Here is a 16,922-nt window from a genome sequence, read left to right on the forward strand (position 1 = left end):
TTGAGCCGATAGAGGGACTCGAACCCACGACCTGCTGATTACAAATCAGCTGCTCTAGCCAGCTGAGCTACATCGGCCTCATTACGGGTGCAAATATAAAGCGGTTTTTCGTTTTCCCAAAATAAATTTGCACTTTTTTACACTTTTTTTTGCTTATAGTGCGTTGATTTTTTCAATCAATTGATTAGCAGTTTGTTCTAATTCAACATTGATTTGTTTGAAGTGTGCTTTTTTATTTTCAACGTTCTTAGCGTTCACTTTTGTAATCAAAGTATCAAATGCAGCAATAGCTTCATCGATTAAAGCATTCGTTTCTGGAGTAGGATTTCCTGTTGTAGACATCTCAAACAAGTAAACTGCCTCAATAATATCTCCTAATACAAAATTGATGTCTTTCTTTAAATTCTTAACGTTTGCCATTTTTATTATAATTTTAATTTGCGTCTGCAAAAGTACACATTATCTTTAGATTAAGTGCTATGAAATGTAAATTTCTAAAATTGAAGCTTTTCCGCTCAAAACAAATGAATTTATCGCAGCCGGAACCAAAACAGTATCTCCTTTTATGTAAGTATGTTTAAATCCGTCATATTCGATTTCAAAGCTTCCTTCAATACACATATAAACGGTAAATGTTTCTCCAGATTTAGAAACTTCTACTTTATCTTCTAACGGAATAAAATTGGTCGTGAAATAAGGACAATCTACAACAACATTAGAAGTATTGGCTTTTGAGTCGTATTTCTTTTGTGTATCAACTTTATTGTAGTTTATAGCATCAAGTGCTAAGTCTACATGCAGTTCTCTTTTATTTCCCTGTGCATCTACACGATCAAAATCGTATAAACGATAGGTAATATCTGATGTCTGCTGAATTTCGGCTACCACTAATCCGGCGCCAATTGCGTGAACAGTTCCCGTTTCTAAAAAGAAAACGTCTCCCGCTTTTGCTTTTACATCATCTAAAATAGAAATTAAAGTATTATCGTGTAAATGTTTTAAATACTCTTCTTTACTTGAATCTTCTTTAAAACCAACAATAATTCTAGAATCAGCATCGGCTTGCATTACATACCACATTTCGGTTTTACCAAAAGAGTTATGACGTTCTTTTGCCAGTTTATCGTTTGGATGAACCTGAATCGAAAGATCTTCGCGGGCATCTAAATATTTAAAAAGTAATGGAAATTGTTTCCCGAAACGATCGTAAACTCTGGTTCCAAGAATTTCATTTGGAGTTTCATTAATAAGATCCATTAATGATTTTCCTTTTAAGTCTCCGTTAGCAACTGTGCTCACATCGCCTTCTACAGTAGATAATTCCCAGCTTTCACCAGTAATTTTAGAAGTAATCGGTTTGTTTAATTCTGTTTTTAATTTCTCGCCGCCCCAGATTCTTTCTTTCAGGATTGGTTCAAATTGCAAAGGGTACAAATTTGGTTTCATATTTTAATTTTAAAGGCTAATATCTATATTAATTAAACAACGATCTAATACGATTTTTTAAATCTATAATACTAATTCTCTTATTATCTCTAAGGCTTTCGAAATATGTTTTTCGGCATTCATACTATCAAAAATATAAATAACTACTCCATTCCTGTCGATAATATACGTTACTCTTCCCGGCAAAAGTCCAAACAAATTATTTTTCACGCCAAAAAGATGTCTCAATCTTTTGTCCTGGTCAGAAAGTAAAATAAATGGAAGTTTGTGTTTATTGGCAAATTTCTGATGCGATTTTACGCTGTCGGCACTAATACCAATAACCTCTGCACCTAAAGCTGAAAAATCTTCGTATTGATCTCTAAAGCTGCAGGCCTCGGTAGTACATCCGGGCGTATTATCTTTTGGGTAAAAATAAATCACTAAAGGTTTTCGTCCTAAAACATTTTTGCTTTCAAAAACTTCTCCGTGACTATCTTTTGCAGTAAAATTCGGAACTATATCTCCTATTTTTAATGACATTTATTATTCTCCTTTATAAGTTACAAAATTGCGGTCTGTTTCATAAAGCACAACTTCTAAGTCAAAGTCGGGCTGAATTCTTTTTCTAATTTTATTCCATATCACAACAGCAATATTTTCTGCAGTTGGATTCAAATCCTGAAATTCCGGAACGTCCAGATTCAGGTTTTTGTGATCAAACGGAATTTCTACTTCTTCCAGTATAATATCCGCCAATACTTTCACATCTAAAACAAAACCAGTTTCCGGGTCAATTTTTCCTGTAACACTTACTGTTAAACCATAATTATGACCATGAAAATTGGGATTATTACATTTTCCAAAAACAGCATTGTTTTTTTCTAATGACCAATCTTTTCTGTGCAATCGATGTGCAGCATTAAAATGCGCTTTTCTTGATATGGTTACTCTCATTTAGGTTTTGGTTAACTTTGGTTATAATTTGTGGTCTTCGAGATAATGATCAAATTCATCAAAAATTATCTTAAACCAAACCGTGTAAATTTCGGGCTGTTTTTCAATATCTGCTTTAACATCTTCAATACTCATCCATTTCCAGTCTTCGACCTCATCAGGATTTATGGCTGGTTCATCATTATAATAACCAATCATAACATGATCTAATTCATGTTCTGTTAAACCATTATCAAAAGGTGCTTTGTATATAAAATGAAACAACTCTTTCAATTCGGCTTTAAATCCCATTTCTTCAAACAATCTTCGGCTTCCGGCTTCGATGTTTGTTTCACCTTCACGCTGATGACTGCAGCAAGTATTGGTCCAGAGTAAAGGAGAATGATATTTGTGATGAGCGCGTTGCTGCAGCATGATTTCATTTTTACTATTTAAAATAAAAACCGAAAATGCGCGATGCAAAAGCGCTTTTTCATGTGCTTCTAATTTTGGCATTAAGCCAATTTGTTCATCGTTCTGATTAACTAATATTACGTTTTCTTCTGTCATAAGGCGTATTGATTTAACAAAAATACGAAAAAAGAAATGGCTATAAAATCCTAGAAGACATTGTGAAAAGTTTAACTACTGTATAATTTTTATAAAATTTTGATTTACAATACACTGCAGTTTATTTCACCTCAAAAATCCTTTAAAAATAAGATATAAAAACTACAGCCATTTGTTTTACGTAAATAATAAAAAGTTAAAACATACTTAAATATATCTGAATTGTAATATAGGCGACATTTCGAAGTTAAAACTCACCGTATCTTTGAAATTCAGATTAATGCATCCAAAAATTTATGAAATCTAAAAACTTAATTTTCAGCCTTTGCTTTTTGATTCCGCTGTTTATTTTACAAGCATGCGGACAAAACACAAAAAAACAACCCGCTAAAACGGTAACTATGGAAAACAAAATTAGTAAACCCGGAAATCCTTATTATTCTAACACCGACACGACCAAATTAAATGTAACCGATGCCGAATGGAAAAAGGTTTTACCCGAAGATGTTTACGCCGTTATGCGTGAAGCCGATACCGAAAGACCTTTTACAGGAAAATATTGGAACACTGACGAAAAAGGAACTTATTACTGCGCTTCATGCGGTAACAAACTTTTTAGATCCGGAGCAAAATTTGCCAGCAGCTGCGGATGGCCTAGCTTTTTTGAACAAGACAATAAAAAAAGTGTGGTTTACAAAAATGATAACTCGTTGGGAATGGAAAGAATCGAAGCTCTATGCGGACGTTGCGGCGGACACCTAGGCCACTTATTTGATGATGGCCCCGCTCCTACCGGAAAGCGTTACTGCATGAACTCGATTGCTCTTGATTTTATCCCTGATAACAAATAATTTACAAATGAAAAATACACTTTTAATCTGCCTTTTTGCTTTATCAATTAACGGATTTTCTCAAAACAAAAAACCGAATTTAGAAACTATTACGCTTGGCGGCGGATGCTACTGGTGTGTTGAAGCTGTTTACGAAAATCTGGACGGAGTGAAATCTGTGGTTTCGGGATTTTCTGGAGGAAAAGTCGCAAACCCATCTTATGAAGAAGTTTGTACCGGAACAACCGGTCATGCCGAAGTCGTTCAAATTACGTATGACAAAAACGTAACCGATATTAATGAAATTTTCAAAGTCTTTTTTACCGTTCATGATCCCACTACTTTAAACCGTCAAGGTGCGGATGTTGGAACACAATACCGTTCTGTCATATTTTATAAAAACGACGAACAGAAAAAAGCTGCCGAAAGCATTATTGCCGAACTAAACAAAGCAAAAGTCTACAATAATCCGATTGTAACAAAAGTAGAACCTTTTAAAGCTTTTTATAAAGCCGAAGATTATCATCAAAACTATTATGCAAACAATAAAAATCAGCCGTATTGCAAAATGGTTATTCAGCCAAAAATAGAAAAGTTTGAAAAAGTTTTTAAAGACAAACTCAAAAAGAAATAAAGAATATTAAACAATATTATAAACAGGCTGTCTCAAAAAGACAGCCTGTTTATTTTGCAAGCTTCGGAGAAGCGAAATATTTATAGCAAAAATGTTTTTTTTTACATTTTAAAGCTCCGGAGGAGCGACATATTTTTTTTAATCTAATATATGTTGCTCCTCCGGAGCTTTTTTTATTTGTCTTATTAAAATTCTATAAATATTTTACCCCGATGGGGTTTGCTGATAGAATAATTTTATAAATATTCTATCGAAACAGCTTTTTTTTTATTTCATAAACTCCCATAAACACTGGGTTTTCTCTTAATTGAAAAATATTTTACTTTTTTTTTCATTTTTTTGTCCAATCCTGAAAGTTCGATTGTTATTAGGGTATAAACATCTAAAATTATACAACATGGAAACTAGAATTAATGTATTCGAAAAAGGCCAAAAAGCAATCAGTACTTTATTTGGAGTTACGGGTTATTTGAAAAAATCAACAATCGAGAGATCTTTAATGGAATTAGTAGATTTCAGAATATCTCAAATTAACAATTGCGCTTATTGTTTAGACATGCACTCAAAAGAGGCTTTGGCTAATGGTGAAACTACACAGCGTTTATTTGGATTAAGCGCCTGGAAAGAAACCCCTTATTATACTAAACGAGAAAGAGTCGCTCTTGCTTATGCCGAAGCTGTAAATGCCTGCGACGTTCCTGATGAAATTTACGACATTGCAAAAGCTGAATTTACAGAAGAAGAATTAATTGATCTTACGCTTGCTATAGCAACAATTAATACCTGGAATCGCATAAATATTGCTTTTTCTAATACTCCGGGAACTTACAGAGTGGGTCAATTTGGATAATAAACCAATTGATTGTTTTCTAAAAACGATTAACTTTATACAGCTTAAAAAGAAATAGATCACTTATAAAACATAAAAAAATGAATGAGTTTTTATTGATTTTCAGAAGAGATTTTGTGACAAAAGAAAAACAACCTTCTCCAGAAGAATTACAGCAGCATTTACAACAATGGCAAAACTGGTTTGGAAGCCTGGCCGCTCAGGATAAACTAGCCAGACCTTTGCAGCGATGGGACGGAAAAGGAAAACTTGTAAACTCGAGCAAAGGAATTACAGACGGCCCTTTTGTTGAAATCAAAGAATCGATTGGCGGTTTAATTATCATTAAAGCCAAAGATTATGAGGAAGCTGCCGAAATCGCGCAAGGATGTCCGGTACTTAATTTTGGTGGAAATGTCGAAATTAGAATGGCCGTTTAGATTTTGAACTAACTTATATAAAATGCCTTTGTATCTTTACTTAGGCATTTTTTTCTTAAAAATATGGAGCACAAAGAACTTATCCCAAATTTATTTCGAACAGAGTATCAAAAAATAGTTTCGGTTCTCTGCAGTTTGTTTGGCATTCATCATATCGAAATTGCCGAAGATATTGTAAGCGACACTTTCCTGACCGCTTCAGAAACCTGGGCAATTAAAGGAATTCCAGAAAACCCAACTGCGTGGCTTTACACGGTGGCCAAAAACAAAACCAAAAACCACCTGAAAAGAAATAACGTTTTTGAAACCAAAATAGTTTCCGAAATAAAACACAATACTCCATTAAACAATCCTGAAATCGATATTGATTTATCTGATCAAAATATTGCCGACAGTCAGCTCGCAATGATATTTACAGTTTGTAATCCTTGTAATTCCGAAGAAGCTCAAATTGCCCTTGCCTTAAATTTATTGTGCGGTTTTGGCATAAATGAAATTTCTGACGCTTTCCTTTCTAATAAAGAAGTCATTTACAAAAGGATTAATCGCGCCAAAGAAAAATTGAAGGAAGAAAATATAAAAATTCAAAATCCCAGCAATTCTGAAATAAAAGATAGAATACAAACGGTTTTAAAAACCATTTATCTGCTGTATTCCGAAGGCTATTATTCTATTTCTCAAAATACCACTCTACGAAAAGACCTTTGTACCGAAGCCATGCGTTTGACTTATTTGTTAATTCAAAATAAAAGTACAAATTTACCGCAAACCAATGCTTTAATGGCCTTAATGTGTTTTCATTCTTCAAGGTTTGATGCCCGAACAGGTTTGAACGGTGAAATTATTTTATATGAAGATCAGGACAAATCGTTGTGGAATAAAGAATTAATCGACAAAGGAACTTATTTCCTAAGCCAGTCCTCAACCGGAAATACACTTTCAAAATATCACTTAGAAGCCGGAATTGCCTATTGGCACACCATAAAAACAGAAACAATTGAAAAATGGGAAAATATTCTGGAACTCTACAACAATCTAATTATTTTAGAATATTCGCCAATTGTCGCCTTAAACAGAACGTATGCCTTATCTAAAGTAAAAGGCAGAGAAGAAGCAATTCACGAAGCCGAAAAATTAAACTTAACCGATAATCATTTTTATTATTCCTTACTCGGAAATTTGTATTCGGGAATTGATTCAAAAAAAGCATTGCAACATTTTGAAACTGCGATTGGTTTAGCCAAAACTACAGCCGACAAAAACATCATCAGCAAAAATATCGAGCAGTTAAAACTAAAGTAAAACTGCATCAGCATAAAACAAGAAAAGAGAAATGAACGAATCATTTCTCTTTTCTTTTATTCTTTATTTTTAAAACTATTGTTTCGCCACTTTTTTAAATCGCATCATTGGCACATCACCCTCGATTAAATTTAATTTTCCATCTTTATCAATAGAATAGCTTGTTATTTTTTTCATTTGGCCTAAAAACTGCTGTTCTCCGCCGCCTTCACAAAACATCATTGTAGTTGGTCCAGGCTCACCAAAAGTCAACGATTTTCCGCTTAAAGTATAAGGTGCGCTGTAGCCGTTGCATCCGTTATTACCAAAAACTTTGGTTTCTTTTTTATCAAAAGTAATTTGCGGCTTTTTATTTGGGTACAATCCTTCAAAAGCAATTCTAGGCCCAGAGATGTATTCTAGTTCCCAAGTTGTATCAAAAAGATTTCCTGCGCTTGCAGTCTCTTTTGAGGCGTTACATGAAGCAATAAATAAAGTTAAAACCGAAACGATGGCAATAGTATATTTTTTCATAAAATAGATTTTTAAAGATTAATATAATTTGTTTTTTGAAGATTAAATTTTCTTACAAACATTCCATTTGCAATATTCATGCCCAGTTGTACCTCTACTTAAAAATTAATTTTACTCTAATTAAACTTTCTCCAAAAACATCAACAAGCCGGATTTTATTTAAAGCTGTAATTTTCTGACATCTAAGTTACATCATTTTATTTAAATTATTACTGGCCAAATATTTAAATTACACCTTTGCGATTTCATTTTACTGTAATTTACAACGATCAAAAGCCAAAAAATATTTCTTTTTTTTAGCCACAGATTAAAGGATTATTAAGATTTTTAAATTAAATTAAAAAAAATCTGTATAAATTCCTTTAATCTGTGGCTAAAAAAATAAAATCCAAGCTTCAATATTTTGAGGCATTTTCTTTTTGATTTTTCCCTTACTTTGTATTCCTAAAATAATTTAAAAATGAAAGCACTTACCTTCTCTACTTTTGGCGATTCTGATGTTTTAGAATATATCGAAATTCCAGCTCCGCAATTAAAAAGTGATGAAATTTTAGTTGAGATGAAAGCCATCGGATTAAATTTTGCCGATGTCTACAGGCGAAAAGGAAACTATCATTTAAAAGGAAATCCGCCTTTTATTGCGGGTTATGAAGGTGCAGGAATTGTAGTCGATACTAATAATCATCCGGAATACAAAGTTGGTGATCGTGTGGCTTTCGCCGATGTTCCTTTCGCAAATGCCGAATTGGTTGCCGTAAACACAAATCACGTTTTACCTTTACCCGAAAATATTTCTTTTGAAACTGCTGCTTCTGTTTTACTGCAAGGTTTAACAGCACATTATTTAGCAACCGACAGCCACAAAACTACAAAAAATGAAACAGTAGTAATTCATGCCGTTGCAGGCGGAGTTGGACAAATCCTTACGCAAATAAGTAAACTTTTGGGTGCTAATGTTATTGGTTTAACCTCATCTGCAGAAAAAGCAAAAGTTGGTTATGACCAAGGTGCAGATCATGTTTTTCTTTATAATGACGATTGGAAATCACAGGTTTTTAAAGTTGCTCCAAATGGCGTTGATGTTGTTTATGACAGTATTGGAAGCACACTTATGGAAAGTTTTGAAGTGACTAAAGAATGCGGTCAAGTTGTTTTCTTCGGAATGGCGGGCGGTGATCCGGCACCAGTAGATCCAAGAATACTTATGGACGGTTCTAAAACTTTAACCGGAGGTGATTTATGGAGTTATTTAAATTCTAAAGAAGAACGAATTAAACGTGCCTCTCAATTATTCAATTGGATTATCGAAGGTAAAATCAAACTTCCAGAACCTGCTTCTTTCAGATTATCAGAAGGAAAACTGGCGCATGATTATCTGGAAAGCCGAAAAAGTACTGGAAAGATTATTTTGATTCCTTGACTGTAGTGATCCGTTTTCAGTCGCAGTCGCGGTTTTCAGTCTCGGTTTTCAGTTTTCAATGACAGTTCTCACCACAATCTTGTCATCCCGAGGAACGAGGGATCTCCACTAGCAGCTCTACAAAGATTGTCGATTTTCGCTATAGAGTTTCTTGCGGAGATCCCTCGTTCCTCGGGATGACAAGATTGAGAAAAATACTTTTATACAACCTACAATTGATCAACTTCAATTTTAGTAATTTCAGATAATTCTAAAATCCTGCTGACGTCTTCTTTATTGGCAACAAAAAACAAATAATTATCTCCATTTGTATTGTAACTCATTAATTCGAAACCGCGCTTTTCTAATGCCGATTGAATATACGGGAACAAATCATGACTATAGGTTTCTTCTGGATATTCGAAATTAAGATCTTCGCCAATCATTTCAGAAATGAAATATTCAGCATCTTCGGGATCAAATTTCCAGTCGCTGTTCCAGGCATCGATACTTTCGAAGAAATTAAAATGACCATCAACTATAGCGTGATATTCATTAGTGTCTTTTTGATAGTTTTTGAAAAGCTTTTTAGATTGTTTTTTTAGTTCTTTTTCCTCGATATTTTCTCTTGAAACTAATTTGATAAACTCTTCAAACGTTTCCAGATTAACTTCTTCAACTTCTATCAAATTTTCCTGTGAAGGAAGTTCAACACTTTCCGGAATTTCAATATTTAAATGCTGACAGATTCCCTGTAAAACCAATTTAAAATCCTTAACCCCTATTTCCTGACTTTCATTTTTCGGGTTATTAAAATCTAAAAGCTCACTTTCTAAAAGTCCTTTTGTATAATCGAAGAAATGTGTTCCCGAATATAAAATTTTAAAATCGTTGGTTTCTAAACTATTGGTACAGCAAAAAAAGATAATGAAGTTTTTTATGGAACGCTTAAAGAATTTTTTTTCATCAGCAGTGGGCTCCGAATAAAACTGAATGTGTATAAAATCATACTCTAATCCCTGTTCCATTATCTCTGGAGAAAGAATCCCAATATCCATCTTTTTATAAAGTTCATTTAAAACTTCATAAGAATTAGTAAAACCTGCTTTTTTAATTTCTGCCTTACCTTCTTCATGATCTAATGAACCTGGAAAATAAAACAAATTAACAGATACCTCTTCCTTAATTCCTTTTACTTTAAGCTCAAGACTCGCCTGCTCATTATATAAATACGAATAAATTGGATCAATAACATCAAAAGAAATTATTGATTTTGGATCGTTGTTTCTATTAAATAGATTGGAGAAAAAGTTTTTCATTGGGCGTATAATTATCAAACTAAAGCAATAAATATATTACAATTTTTAATAACCCGAAACCCAGCGAGTGAATTATTTCAAAGCTTCAGCAATCATTAAAGCACATTTTTCACCATCAATTGCGGCTGAGATAATACCGCCGGCATAACCTGCTCCTTCTCCGCAAGGATATAATCCTTTTATCTGCAAATGTTCTAAAGTCATAGGATCTCTCGGAATTCTAACCGGCGATGAAGTTCTGCTTTCCGGCGCATGTAAAATTGCTTCATTGGTTAAATAACCACGCATTGATTTTCCAAATTCCTTAAAACCTTCGCGTAAAATCTGCGATAAAAATCCCGGAAAAACCTGTCCCATTTCGACCGAAGTGGTTCCCGGAACATAAGAAGTTTTAGGAATATCCGTAGAAACTTTATTTTGCGTAAAATCGATCATTCTTTGTGCCGGAACTTTTTGAGTTTGCTTCGCCAGTTCGCTAGCGCTCAAGCCTCCAGCCAAATGCCATGCTTTTTGTTCGATACTTTTTTGAAATTCCATTCCGGCCAAAGCTCCAAATTTTGCAAAAGGTTTAAAATCTTCTAATTTCAACTCAATTACAATTCCTGAATTTGCTGTTGCCTGATCCCTTTTAGATGGTGACCAGCCATTGGTAACCACTTCACCCGGACTTGTCGCACAAGGCGCAATTACTCCACCCGGACACATGCAAAAGGAGTACATACCGCGGCCGTTAACTTGTTTCACAATCGAATAAGGCGCCGGAGGTAAATGTTCGCCGCGATAATCACAGCTATATTGAATACTGTCAATTAATTCCTGAGAATGTTCTGCACGAACTCCTAAAGCAAAAGGTTTTGCTTCGATTAGGATTTTCTTTTTATCTAATAATTCAAAAATATCACGAGCCGAATGTCCGGTTGCTAAAATCAATTTGTTTGCCAGAATTTTATCTCCGTTTTGAGTTACGATTCCTTCCACTTCATTATTCTTTACCAAAATATCAGTAACTCTTGTATCAAACAAAACCTGACCGCCAAACTCGATGATCTTATTTCGAATGTCTTCAATAATTTTAGGAAGTTTATTTGTTCCAATATGCGGATGCGCTTCTACCAAAATATCTTCTGAAGCTCCAAAAGCAACCAAAAGTTCCAAAATTCGGGTTACATCGCCGCGTTTTTTAGAGCGTGTGTATAATTTTCCATCAGAATATGTTCCTGCTCCGCCTTCTCCAAAACAATAATTGGAATCTTCGTTAACGATGTGTTCACGGTTTATTGCTTTTAAATCGCGTCGGCGTCCGCGAACGTCTTTTCCGCGTTCGAGTACAATTGGCTTTAAACCCAATTCAATTAATTGCAAAGCCGCAAAAAGTCCTGCCGGACCTGCACCAACTACAATCACTTCCTGAGCAGAAGAAACATCTTTATATACAGGAAGTTCAATTTTAGTTTCCTGAAAAGGTTCTCCTTTTAAGTATATAATAACTTTCAAATTGATTTTAATCGCTTTTTGGCGCGCATCAATCGAACGTTTTAAAATGGTAATATGCTGAATTTCCTGCGGAGAAACTTTTATTTGTTTAGACAAATAGTCTTTAAGCAGCGATTCGGTTGCTGCAATTTCCGGCGTTACCTGAAGTAAAAGTTCTCTTGGCATTGTATCTTTTTTATTCTATTAGCTTTTCTTTCTATGAAAAGAAGATGCAAAAGTACTATTTTGAAATGAGATTTTATGTTTAGTGTAAAATTTGGCCACAGATTTAAACAGATTTTATATTTATCATGTATATTTTTCAGCCACAGATTAAATGGATTAAAAAGATTTCTTTTAATCAGTTAGACGCACTGCAGTGCGTCTCTACAGAAAAAACTTAGAATCTTAGTCACTCAGAACCTCAGCACCTTTTTTTTCAACTAACCTTTGTACCTTTGCACCTCTGAACCTTTGCACCTTAAAAAAAATGTCTAGAAAAATAAAACTGATTTGGGATTTCCGCGGCCCTGTTGCTGCAAAAACGGCAGAACATCACGAAATTCACTTAAAAGAATATATCGCTATAGAAAAGCTGCCCCTGAATATTACAGGATATAAAATCGTAAACGACATGCATGCAACCGCTTTTATGGTGGTTACCGATGAAAATATGATTCAGGTGAGAGATGCTTTGAAACCGCATCGAGGGGAACTCTACGAATAGTTTTCAGTTCTCAGTGGCAGTTTACAGTTTTGCACTGAGAATATATATTTAAATCCCAGTCTCAGTTTCAGTCTCAGTAAAAACTGAAAACTATAAACTGAGACTGAAAACTTTTTTAGTTCGCTACTTCACTGATAAACTTTATACGCATTAAACGCAGTTCGTCAATATCGTAATCGCCGTCGAATTCTTTAAGTGCATCTTCAATTTTATCAGATTCTGATTCCATGAAATAATCATGAATTTCTTCCTGCTGATCGTCGTCGAGCATATCATCAATCCAGTATTTGATATTTAATTTGGTTCCAGAATATACAATCTGTTCCATTTCTTTAATCAAGGCATCCATCGTTAGTCCTTTTGCAGAAGCAATATCACTTAACGGTAATTTTCTATCGATGTTCTGAATGATGTATAATTTGTTGGCTGAATTTACTCCGGTAGATTTCACAACCAGATCGTCTGGACGAATAATATCATTATCCTCAACATACCTACTTATTAAGGTAACAAATTCGCCACCGTATTTTTTAGCTTTTCCTTCACCAACTCCGTGAATATTGTACAATTCGGTTAACGAAATTGGATATTTTAAAGCCATGTCTTCAAGAGAAGGATCCTGAAAAACAACAAATGGAGGAACTCCTAATTTTTTAGCTACTTTTTTACGCAGTTCACGAAGCATTCCCATTAAAACTTCATCGGCAGTACCAGATGATTTTGCAGATGCAACGATTGCCTCGTCATCGGCTTCGCTGTATTCATGATCTTCTGACATCATAAACGAAACTGGTTTCTTGATAAAATCCAGACCTTCTTTCGTGATTTTTATAACGCCATAAGTTTCTATGTCTTTTGAAAGATAACCCGAAACTAAAACTTGTCTCAATAAAGCCATCCAATATTTCTCGTCATGATCTGAACCAGAACCAAAATAAGGCTGTGTATCTGTTTTATGTGCTTTAATAACCGCATTGATTCGGCCAATTAAAGTAAACACAATTTCTTTTGACTTATAAATATGTTTGGTATCGCGAACAATTTCAAGCAGTTTAACGACTTGTTCTTTGGCTTCGATTTTATTTTTCGGATTACGAACGTTGTCGTCCATATCTGCACCTTCTCCGGTTTCGCTGTCAAATTCTTCTCCAAAATAATGCAGAAGGAATTTCCTGCGCGACATTGAGGTTTCGGCGTAAGCCACCACTTCCTGTAAAAGGGCAAAACCAATTTCCTGTTCGGCAACTGGTTTTCCGGACATGAATTTCTCTAACTTTTCTACATCTTTATAGGAGTAATAAGCCAGACAATGTCCTTCTCCTCCATCACGACCGGCACGACCCGTTTCCTGATAATAACTTTCGAGTGATTTTGGAATATCATGGTGAATTACAAAACGAACATCGGGTTTATCAATTCCCATCCCAAAGGCAATTGTCGCCACAACAACATCTACGTCTTCCATCAAGAACATATCCTGATGTTTCGCACGTGTTTTTGCGTCTAAACCTGCGTGATAAGGAACAGCGCTGATTCCGTTTACTTGTAAAACTTCGGCAATCGATTCTACTTTTTTACGGCTTAAGCAGTAAATAATTCCAGATTTGCCTTTATGCTGTTTGATAAATCGAATAATATCCGATTCTATATTTTTTGTTTTTGTACGTACTTCGTAATATAAATTCGGCCTGTTGAAAGATGCTTTAAAAGTATTGGCATCGGCCATGTCCAGGTTTTTAAGAATATCTTCCTGAACCTTTGGTGTTGCGGTAGCGGTAAGTCCAATAATTGGCACTTTACCTAATTGTTTAATAATATTTCTAAGATTTCTGTATTCCGGCCTAAAATCATGCCCCCATTCTGAAATACAGTGTGCTTCGTCGATCGCTACAAATGAAATTGGCACACTTTGTAAAAAGGCCACATATTCTTCTTTGGTTAAAGATTCGGGAGCAACATACAAAAGTTTGGTTAAACCAGAACTAATGTCTTTTTTAACTTGGGCAATTTCTGTTTTGGTAAGAGAGGAATTCAAGACATGTGCAATTCCGTTTTCAGATGAAAGGCTTCGAATCGCATCTACCTGATTTTTCATCAAAGCAATTAAAGGAGAAACAACAATGGCTGTTCCGTCCTGAATTAAAGCGGGTAATTGATAACAAAGAGACTTACCGCCGCCCGTAGGCATAATTACGAAAGTATTCGTTTTACCTAAAATACTCGTAATAACTTGCTCCTGCAAGCCTTTAAATTGGCTAAAGCCGAAATACTTCTTTAATTCCTTGTGTATTTCAATTTCGTTTGAATTCATTCTTTATATTAATGGATATTTTGTATAAATTTGCAACACATAAAGATACAACTTTCTTTTATACATACAAATTTTAAATATTCTGTTTTGATAACAAAAGAAAATATATTGGCAATCGCCAAAAAAACAATACTCTCTGAAAGTGAGGCGATTACAAAATTAATCGATTTTCTGGATGAAAATTTCTTCGAAGCAACCCAACGTATTTATGAAACTAAAGGCCGATTGATCGTTACCGGTATTGGAAAAAGCGCGATAATTGCTCAAAAAATGGTCGCTACTTTTAACTCGACCGGAACACCGTCAATGTTTTTGCATGCTGCAGAAGCAATTCACGGCGATTTAGGAATGATTCAGAATGAAGATGTAATAATCTGTATTTCAAAAAGTGGCAACAGTCCGGAAATCAAAGTTTTAGTTCCGTTATTAAAACGCTTTGGAAATACTTTAATTGCCATTACCGGAAATGTAACTTCTTTTTTAGCAAAAGGCTCTGATTACGTTTTAAATACAACGGTTGATGCAGAAGCCTGCCCTATCAATTTAGCCCCAACAAACAGTACTACAGCACAGCTTGTAATGGGAGACGCTCTGGCAATATGCTTAATGGAAATGCGTGATTTTAAACCCGAAGATTTTGCGGTTTATCATCCTGGAGGTGCTTTAGGAAAAAAATTACTGCTTCGTGTAAAAGACATGATCGAGCATTCATTAAAACCAGCTGTTACTCCGGATACTTCGGTTAAAAAGGTAATTTTTGAAATTTCAGAAAAAAGATTAGGCGTAACGGCTGTAATCGAAGACAATAAAATTATCGGAATTATTACTGACGGAGACATCCGAAGAATGCTAAATGACGTAGATACTATTGCTGACTTAACTGCAAAAGATATTATGTCAAAAAATCCTAAATTAGTATCATCAGAAACTATGGCGGTTGATGCTTTGAATATTTTAGAAGATTTTTCGATTACACAGCTTATTGTTGCTGACAACGGCGAGTATAGAGGAGTATTACATTTACATGACATTTTAAAAGAAGGAATCGTATAATGGCAAAGAAAAACCTTGGCGAGATGTCATTTTTAGACCATCTTGAAGAACTTAGATGGTTATTAGTTAGAAGTACATTTGCAATATGTATTATGGCATTTGTTACGTATTTTATTAGTGATTATTTATTTGATCAGATTATTTTAGGACCAACAAGACCTAGTTTTTTTACTTACGTTTGGTTTTGTGATTTATCTCATCAATTAGGTTTTGCAGATAGTATCTGTATTACCAAACTAAACTTTATCATTCAGAATACCGAAATGGAAGGTCAGGTAAACATCTTTGTATGGATGTGCCTTTTGGCCGGTTTCATATTAAGTTTCCCTTATATTTTATGGGAACTTTGGAAATTTATCAGCCCGGCTCTTTATGAAAAAGAGAGAAAACATGCTAAGATTTTCATCTTTACTTCATCTCTGCTTTTCTTTTTAGGAGTAATATTTGGTTATTATGTTGTAATACCAATGTCTGTAAATTTCGTAGCCACTTTCTCTATTAGTGATGTGGTTATAAATCAATTTACTTTAGACTCTTATATGGGAATGGTAAAAACGAGTGTTCTGGCAAGCGGCTTGTTTTTTGAACTGCCTATTATCATTTATTTCTTAACTAAATTAGGGTTAGTAACTCCTGCATTCTTAAGAAAATATTGGAAATATGCCGTTGTAATCATCTTAATTATTGCCGCAATTGTAACACCTCCAGATGTTGTGAGTCAAACTATTGTAGCAATCCCAATGTTAATTATCTACGAGATCAGTATTTGGATTTCGAAGGTTGTTTATAGAAATAAATTAAAAGAAAATGTCTGAATTAATTCAAGAGTTTAACGACTATCGTTCTAAAATGAACGAAAAATTACTAGCTGACAATAACAAGATTGTGAAGCGAATTTTTAATCTGGACACCAATGCTTATGCACCGGGAGCTCTTGATGTAAAAACAAAAGAACTTTTAGGCTTAGTTGCTTCTGCTGTTTTGCGCTGCGACGACTGCGTAAAATACCATTTAGAAACGAGCTATAAAGAAGGAGTTTCTAAAGAAGAAATGATGGAAGCAATGGGAATCGCAACTCTTGTGGGAGGTACAATTGTAATTCCGCATTTAAGAAGAGCTTACGAATTCTGGGAAGCTTTAGAAGAAGCTGGAAAATAAATA

Annotated in this window: 19 protein-coding genes and 1 tRNA gene; 10 read left to right on the forward strand and 10 right to left on the reverse strand. The window is 34.5% G+C overall.

All coding sequences use genetic code 11. From position 1 onward, the window contains the following. Positions 1-3 precede the first annotated feature (3 nt). The 6 genes from AC1RRQ_RS19755 to idi all read right to left on the reverse strand — a co-directional run bounded on the left by AC1RRQ_RS19755 (position 4) and on the right by idi (position 2,931). Positions 4-77, reverse strand: a tRNA-Thr gene (locus AC1RRQ_RS19755). A gap of 76 nt (positions 78-153) precedes the next feature. Next, positions 154-420 carry a hypothetical protein gene (locus AC1RRQ_RS19760; RefSeq protein WP_012022371.1) on the reverse strand — a complete coding sequence of 89 codons (267 nt, stop codon included), beginning with the start codon at positions 418-420 and terminating at the stop codon, positions 154-156. Between the two features lie 57 nt (positions 421-477). After that, complete coding sequence (locus AC1RRQ_RS19765) at positions 478-1,446, reverse strand: type I phosphomannose isomerase catalytic subunit (RefSeq protein WP_493024718.1); 969 nt, start codon at positions 1,444-1,446, stop codon at positions 478-480. 63 nt (positions 1,447-1,509) lie between these two features. Next, complete coding sequence (locus AC1RRQ_RS19770; protein WP_493024719.1) at positions 1,510-1,968, reverse strand: peroxiredoxin; 459 nt, start codon at positions 1,966-1,968, stop codon at positions 1,510-1,512. Between the two features lie 3 nt (positions 1,969-1,971). Continuing rightward, positions 1,972-2,382: a 6-carboxytetrahydropterin synthase gene (locus AC1RRQ_RS19775; RefSeq protein WP_012022374.1), complete on the reverse strand. Its 411-nt coding sequence runs from the start codon at positions 2,380-2,382 to the stop codon at positions 1,972-1,974. A 21-nt stretch (positions 2,383-2,403) separates the two neighbouring features. Continuing rightward, positions 2,404-2,931 carry an isopentenyl-diphosphate Delta-isomerase gene (gene idi, locus AC1RRQ_RS19780; protein WP_493024720.1) on the reverse strand — a complete coding sequence of 176 codons (528 nt, stop codon included), beginning with the start codon at positions 2,929-2,931 and terminating at the stop codon, positions 2,404-2,406. A gap of 296 nt (positions 2,932-3,227) precedes the next feature. On the opposite strand from idi, the gene msrB reads away from it, so the two are divergent. The 5 genes from msrB to AC1RRQ_RS19805 all read left to right on the forward strand — a co-directional run bounded on the left by msrB (position 3,228) and on the right by AC1RRQ_RS19805 (position 6,966). Then, positions 3,228-3,782 (forward strand): peptide-methionine (R)-S-oxide reductase MsrB, encoded by a 555-nt coding sequence (msrB, locus tag AC1RRQ_RS19785; protein ID WP_493024721.1) that lies wholly within the window; start codon positions 3,228-3,230, stop codon positions 3,780-3,782. A 7-nt stretch (positions 3,783-3,789) separates the two neighbouring features. Further along, complete coding sequence (gene msrA, locus AC1RRQ_RS19790; protein ID WP_493024722.1) at positions 3,790-4,395, forward strand: peptide-methionine (S)-S-oxide reductase MsrA; 606 nt, start codon at positions 3,790-3,792, stop codon at positions 4,393-4,395. Positions 4,396-4,792: 397 nt separating this feature from the next. Continuing rightward, a complete protein-coding gene (locus tag AC1RRQ_RS19795; protein WP_493024723.1) occupies positions 4,793-5,245 on the forward strand; it encodes a carboxymuconolactone decarboxylase family protein in 453 nt (150 codons plus the stop codon). An 80-nt stretch (positions 5,246-5,325) separates the two neighbouring features. After that, a complete protein-coding gene (locus tag AC1RRQ_RS19800) occupies positions 5,326-5,664 on the forward strand; it encodes a YciI family protein (protein ID WP_493024724.1) in 339 nt (112 codons plus the stop codon). 63 nt (positions 5,665-5,727) lie between these two features. Then, the gene (locus tag AC1RRQ_RS19805) at positions 5,728-6,966 is read left to right on the forward strand and encodes an RNA polymerase sigma factor (protein ID WP_493024725.1); all 1,239 of its coding nucleotides are present in this window, start codon (positions 5,728-5,730) and stop codon (positions 6,964-6,966) included. Between the two features lie 75 nt (positions 6,967-7,041). Here the strand turns inward: AC1RRQ_RS19805 and AC1RRQ_RS19810 are convergent, their stop codons facing one another. After that, a complete protein-coding gene (locus tag AC1RRQ_RS19810) occupies positions 7,042-7,479 on the reverse strand; it encodes an META domain-containing protein (RefSeq protein ID WP_493024726.1) in 438 nt (145 codons plus the stop codon). A 460-nt stretch (positions 7,480-7,939) separates the two neighbouring features. On the opposite strand from AC1RRQ_RS19810, the gene AC1RRQ_RS19815 reads away from it, so the two are divergent. Next, positions 7,940-8,899 (forward strand): quinone oxidoreductase family protein, encoded by a 960-nt coding sequence (locus tag AC1RRQ_RS19815; RefSeq protein ID WP_493024727.1) that lies wholly within the window; start codon positions 7,940-7,942, stop codon positions 8,897-8,899. A gap of 209 nt (positions 8,900-9,108) precedes the next feature. On the opposite strand, the gene AC1RRQ_RS19820 is transcribed toward AC1RRQ_RS19815, so the two are convergent. Continuing rightward, the gene (locus tag AC1RRQ_RS19820) at positions 9,109-10,197 is read right to left on the reverse strand and encodes a DUF6630 family protein (protein WP_493024728.1); all 1,089 of its coding nucleotides are present in this window, start codon (positions 10,195-10,197) and stop codon (positions 9,109-9,111) included. Between the two features lie 72 nt (positions 10,198-10,269). Next, complete coding sequence (locus tag AC1RRQ_RS19825; protein WP_493024729.1) at positions 10,270-11,856, reverse strand: NAD(P)/FAD-dependent oxidoreductase; 1,587 nt, start codon at positions 11,854-11,856, stop codon at positions 10,270-10,272. 304 nt (positions 11,857-12,160) lie between these two features. Here AC1RRQ_RS19825 and AC1RRQ_RS19830 point away from each other — a divergent pair, with 304 nt between their 5' ends. Beyond that, positions 12,161-12,397, forward strand: coding sequence for a hypothetical protein (locus tag AC1RRQ_RS19830; RefSeq protein ID WP_493024730.1), 237 nt, complete (start codon positions 12,161-12,163; stop codon positions 12,395-12,397). Positions 12,398-12,512: 115 nt separating this feature from the next. Here the strand turns inward: AC1RRQ_RS19830 and recQ are convergent, their stop codons facing one another. Continuing rightward, positions 12,513-14,708: a DNA helicase RecQ gene (gene recQ, locus AC1RRQ_RS19835; RefSeq protein WP_493024731.1), complete on the reverse strand. Its 2,196-nt coding sequence runs from the start codon at positions 14,706-14,708 to the stop codon at positions 12,513-12,515. Between the two features lie 87 nt (positions 14,709-14,795). On the opposite strand from recQ, the gene AC1RRQ_RS19840 reads away from it, so the two are divergent. Genes AC1RRQ_RS19840 through AC1RRQ_RS19850 form a run of 3 tightly spaced genes read left to right on the forward strand, consistent with a single transcriptional unit; the run spans position 14,796 to position 16,919 of the window. Continuing rightward, positions 14,796-15,761, forward strand: coding sequence for a KpsF/GutQ family sugar-phosphate isomerase (locus AC1RRQ_RS19840; RefSeq protein ID WP_493024732.1), 966 nt, complete (start codon positions 14,796-14,798; stop codon positions 15,759-15,761). Beyond that, entirely contained in the window at positions 15,761-16,576 is an 816-nt protein-coding gene (gene tatC / locus AC1RRQ_RS19845; RefSeq protein WP_493024733.1) for a twin-arginine translocase subunit TatC, read from the forward strand. Before AC1RRQ_RS19840 ends, tatC begins: the two co-directional genes overlap by 1 nt. After that, a complete protein-coding gene (locus AC1RRQ_RS19850) occupies positions 16,569-16,919 on the forward strand; it encodes a carboxymuconolactone decarboxylase family protein (protein WP_493024734.1) in 351 nt (116 codons plus the stop codon). The genes tatC and AC1RRQ_RS19850 overlap by 8 nt, the downstream gene beginning before the upstream one ends. The last annotated feature ends 3 nt before the right edge of the window (positions 16,920-16,922 follow it).

The organism is Flavobacterium sp. GW821-FHT12A05 (assembly GCF_058807735.1).